Source organism: Rhodohalobacter sp. (assembly GCF_041686455.1).
Taxonomy (GTDB): domain Bacteria; phylum Bacteroidota; class Rhodothermia; order Balneolales; family Balneolaceae; genus Rhodohalobacter.
Genome location: NZ_JAWLDW010000165.1, coordinates 1 through 4602, shown reverse-complemented (window position 1 = coordinate 4602; position 4602 = coordinate 1). Strand labels below are relative to the sequence as shown.

The following is a 4602-nucleotide window of genomic DNA, read 5'->3' as shown; positions in this document are numbered from 1 at the left end:
TAATCATGTTGCTTCCCTTCAGCAAGCTAAAATTAACTCGGTCTTAGTTTCGAAAAACAGACGATACCTTTTGTAAACTGATCTTCTACTTTAAAGCCGGCTCTTCTGAAGAGTTCGTTGCTCTCTTCTACCGACCAAAACTGCAAACCTCCCCACTCTGCCGAGTCTTGAAATAACCTCCAGTACCAGGATGCAGCTTTAACAAGATGCATCATAAAAAAAACACCATCGCTCTTTAAAACCCTCCGACATTCATACAGCACCTTCAGTTCGTCAGTCAGTTCGTTCAACGTTCCGCCCATACTCAATCCGTCGAACGTACCGGCAAAAAATGGAAGATTTCGCCCGTCGGCTCTGATCAGAAAGAGATCCAGCTGTTCTGCTTCTGCTTTAATTCTCGCCTCTTCAAGCATCACTTTTGAAAAGTCTACCGCAACATGGTGACTTTTCGGTTCACTCTTTTTCAATGTTCGGGCATAAAGAGCTGTAGAACAACCCACATCCAGATACCATTTATCCGGTTGTGGGTTTATCCAGTCTGCTAATAACTCCTGCTCTTTTTCAATAGGAAATTCTTCACCGGTGAGCAGTGATAGTGATCTTTTTCTCCACAAATCTTCATAGACAGATGCCGTCAGTTTCCAGTGATTTGTGCTCTGTGCCATCGAGTAGCTTTTTTCCTCCGGCAGGAGATCAATAATATTATTTTTTATCGGGTATTCATCGCCTTTTGGAGAGGCAATAGTGCCATTAAACAGTGACGACAACTCAGCTGCCTTGACCGGAATCTCAATTACTTCACGATCGTGTTTTGGAGAGCGAACCTGTAATTTCATATTAAATGGAGCTTTTTCATTGATGAACTATAACTTCCTGACATTCATTCTACGAACGGATCTCAGCAGAGTTACAATCCAACTCCAATAGCAATAATTGCTACTTCTGAATAATTATTGATACCTGAGCTCCTTTCTGCACACCAAGCATCTGCTGTGCATTTCCTTTATTGATTGCAATTTCAAGAGTATCAGAGCTGCCAATATATGCAGCAGGCTCGCCATCGGCTACAGAATTAAACGTTGGTACGATCTCGTCCAGTATAGTATTTCCGGTATAAATCCGAAACTTGGATGTACCAATCGATTCAGAAATCAAGGAAGAAGTGATATTGGTAATCAGGTTACCATACCTGTCGATATGCATCACCCAACCCTGGATGCCATCCTTATCTGAAATCGGAACTGCCCAGCGATAGGTTACCAGCTCCTCAACCGGATCACCAAGTTCACTGAGATTTACACCACTTGCAAGATGAGCCGCTACCGGTGCAAATATATCTCTGCCGTGAAAAGTGTTTGATGGCTCCTTTTTCCAGAAAGTCTGGTTTGTTAAGCGATAAGCTTCGTATTCAAATTCATCACCAATCAGAGAAAAAATTCCGTTATCAGGACCAACATACAACTGATCTTTAATCTTTACCGCAACGGCATCGCGCTCGGTGCCCACACCTGGATCAACCACCACAAGATGAACTGTATCAGGGGGGAACTCCAGAGAGGCATTTCGAACCACCCATGCTCCCGCCATGATATCCTGAGGTGGAATTTGGTGGGAGATATCAACAAAGCGAAGATCGGGATTTATTCCCAGCATCACCGCTTTCATTACACTTACGTAGTGATCCTGCAGGCCAAAGTCTGTTGTAAGTGTAACAATGTTCGACATATTTGCCTATGCATAATTGTTTAGCATCACAGGCATAACGAGCATCAGCATCTCTTCACCTTCACTCTCCTCAACAGGTTTTACAATACCCGCACGGTTTGGTGTTGAGAATTCAAACTTAGCTTCTTCACCATCCACATTCGACAGCACATCAGCCAAATATTTTGCATTGAAACCAATCTCCATGTCATCAAAACTGTAATCACAGGCAATGGTCTCTTTAGCCTCACTGCTCATATCGATATCCTCGGCACGGATTGTCAGTTTATCCGGACTGAGCTGTAATCGAATCTGCCTCGTGGTTGAGCTCGAAAATACAGACACCCGTTTAACGGTAGAGAGCATCTGGTTTTTGTCTACGGTAAGTTCTTTGTCGTTATCGCGAGGAATAACGGACTCATAGTTTGGATACTGCTCGTTGATGAGACGTGTGATAATAATTGTATTTCCACTCTTAAATTGAGCGTGATCATCAGATACCGTCAAATCACAATCTGCACCATCCAAAGCTTTCGAGATAAGATTTAACGCCTTATCAGGCACAATAAATGATACCGGTTGATCTGACTTCAGATTTCTGTTTACAAACCGGACCAGTCGATGTCCGTCGGTAGCTACAAATTTGCTTTCGGTTTCACTGATGTCAAAATAGACACCCATCATAGCCGGGCGCAGATCGTCCGTTGAAACAGCAAACATGGTTTTACCGATTGCGTCCTGAATCAATTCCGTTTCTGTGGTAAGCGTCATTCCCTCATGCATGTTCGGAATCTCAGGAAACTCATCCGCCTCTTCACCCATCAGTTTGTAATTTCCCTTATCTGTTTTGAACTTCACATTGTGGGAGGCATCCACATCAAAAAAGACGGATATATCAGGCAATTGGCGCAGTGTTTCGAGCAAACGCTTAGCCGGAATGGCAACAGCCCCTTCCTCCTCAATGTCCGCATCAATATATTCGATAATGGAAATTTCAAGATCGGTTGCCGTCAGCTTTAACCGGCCCTCTTCAGATTCAAACAGAACGGTTTCTAAAATTGGAAGAGTCGCTTTGCTGGGAACAGCACCAAATACAGCTGCAAGTCCCTGATTTAAATCACTGCTGGATAAATTAAATTTCATAATCAGATGTCAATCTATTTTAAATGACTGAAAAGTCTCTTTTTTCGCAATAAATGCAGGTCAGTTCAAAGCATCTATACTAATAAATCCTGCTTCGTCCTGCAACTGTAAAGTAACGCCTTTAGCAGACAATTTCATTTATTTAGGTGGCCTGCGCTAGATGATTTCTATCTGTAGAGTTGCCTGATATCCGGTATCTTAAGGCATTATGAAAAAACGAATTATTATTGCCGGTCCAACAGCTTCCGGTAAAAGTTCACTGGCCATTGCACTTGCTCTTAAGATGGATGGAGAAATCATCTCTGTCGATTCCCGCCAGTGCTACAAAAAAATTGATATCGGTACCGCAAAGCCAACAGCGGCACAACTTAAACTTGTCCCGCATCATAATATATCAATCCTTGATTTAGATGAGCCGGACTCTGTTGCGGACTTCAGGGAACGCGCACTTAAAACTGCCAATGAGATTGAAGCTCGTGGAAAAACCGTAATCTTTTGTGGCGGAAGCTCCCTGCATTTAAAATCACTAATCCAGCCTCTTGATGACCTTCCGTCCTCGAACGAAAAGAACATCTCACAGCTTAATAAAGAAGCAGAAAATGATGGCCTCGAAGCTCTCCATCAAAAATTGAGTGAAGTCGATCCCGAATACATTAATAAAATGGACGGTATGAATCGCCAGAGAATCATCCGAGCCCTCGATGTTTGGATGCAGACCGGAATGCCGTTCAGCAGTTTTCATTCAAATGAAGAACTGAGCCTGCCTGATCACTATTTTTTCTTTGCCCTTTATCATCCCAGAAAAGTACTTCATCAGCGAATTGAAGAGCGAACAGATCAGATGATCGAGCATGGCATTGTTGAAGAGACAAAGACAATTCTGGAGGCGGGGTACAGTCCTGATCTTCAGGCATTGCAAACAGTGGGGTATAAACAGGCTATTCAATTTTTGAGGGATGAAATATCACACGAACAGATGATCGCTGACATTAAAACAGCTACTCGCAGATATGCTAAAAGACAGATCACCTGGCTGCGCAAATGGGGCTTCGCAGACGTTATAGACAGGCATACAAAAAGCGAACATGAATGCGTTGAGTATATACAACATCGGGTAGCAGCTAAGTCTCAGAAAGGTTAACTTGTACTTTTTCCAAAAACCGCCAAATAGCACTTATGTACAAAGCAATAGTTAACATTACTCTTCGAAAATCAATCCTCGACCCAAAAGGAAAAGCCTCTCATCACGCTCTGCAAAATCTCGGACTCAATGAAGTAAAAGAAGTACGAATTGGAAAATTAATAGAGCTCGATATCGACGCCGGTTCAGAGGATGAAGCAAAAAAAATCGCCGATACCGCCTGCACTCAGCTACTGGCTAATGAAGTCATGGAAGATTACACCATCAACATTCAAAATAATTAACCTCTTCATGTACCGATTTGCGCATTCACAGCCGTTTCTCAATACAGGAGAAAAAACTGAAGAGAGCCCCGGTGCGGATGTACTAGAAAAAACAGAAGAAGAGGAGTCTGTTGATACACCCTGGCGAGTTATATTGTATGATGACGACATCCACACTTTTGATGAGGTTATCAATCAGTTGATTAAAGCGTTAGGATGTACCGTACAACAAGCTGAAGAGTATACCATTAAAGTTCACGAAGAAGGCAAGGCCAACGTTTTTGAAGGCAGTTTTGAAGAGTGTCTCAAAATCAATTCCGTTCTGCAGGAAATTCAATTAATCACAGAAAT

The 4602-nt window shown here is 42.6% G+C and carries 6 protein-coding genes; 3 read left to right on the top strand and 3 right to left on the bottom strand.

The features are described 5' to 3' along the window. Positions 1–32 precede the first annotated feature (32 nt). The 3 genes from ACESM0_RS12890 to dnaN form a co-directional block, all read right to left on the bottom strand. Complete coding sequence (locus ACESM0_RS12890; protein WP_372906611.1) at positions 33–836, bottom strand: class I SAM-dependent methyltransferase; 804 nt, start codon at positions 834–836, stop codon at positions 33–35. 100 nt (positions 837–936) lie between these two features. Continuing rightward, complete coding sequence (locus ACESM0_RS12885) at positions 937–1725, bottom strand: S-adenosyl-l-methionine hydroxide adenosyltransferase family protein (RefSeq protein ID WP_372906610.1); 789 nt, start codon at positions 1723–1725, stop codon at positions 937–939. A gap of 6 nt (positions 1726–1731) precedes the next feature. Next, complete coding sequence (dnaN, locus tag ACESM0_RS12880; RefSeq protein ID WP_372906609.1) at positions 1732–2847, bottom strand: DNA polymerase III subunit beta; 1116 nt, start codon at positions 2845–2847, stop codon at positions 1732–1734. 208 nt (positions 2848–3055) lie between these two features. On the opposite strand from dnaN, the gene miaA reads away from it, so the two are divergent. The 3 genes from miaA to ACESM0_RS12865 form a co-directional block, all read left to right on the top strand. Beyond that, complete coding sequence (gene miaA / locus ACESM0_RS12875) at positions 3056–3988, top strand: tRNA (adenosine(37)-N6)-dimethylallyltransferase MiaA (RefSeq protein WP_372906608.1); 933 nt, start codon at positions 3056–3058, stop codon at positions 3986–3988. A 35-nt stretch (positions 3989–4023) separates the two neighbouring features. Further along, entirely contained in the window at positions 4024–4272 is a 249-nt protein-coding gene (gene purS / locus ACESM0_RS12870; protein WP_372906607.1) for a phosphoribosylformylglycinamidine synthase subunit PurS, read from the top strand. Between the two features lie 7 nt (positions 4273–4279). Continuing rightward, positions 4280–4602: ATP-dependent Clp protease adaptor ClpS (locus ACESM0_RS12865; RefSeq protein WP_372906606.1), on the top strand; the 323-nt coding region annotated here is incomplete at its 3' end.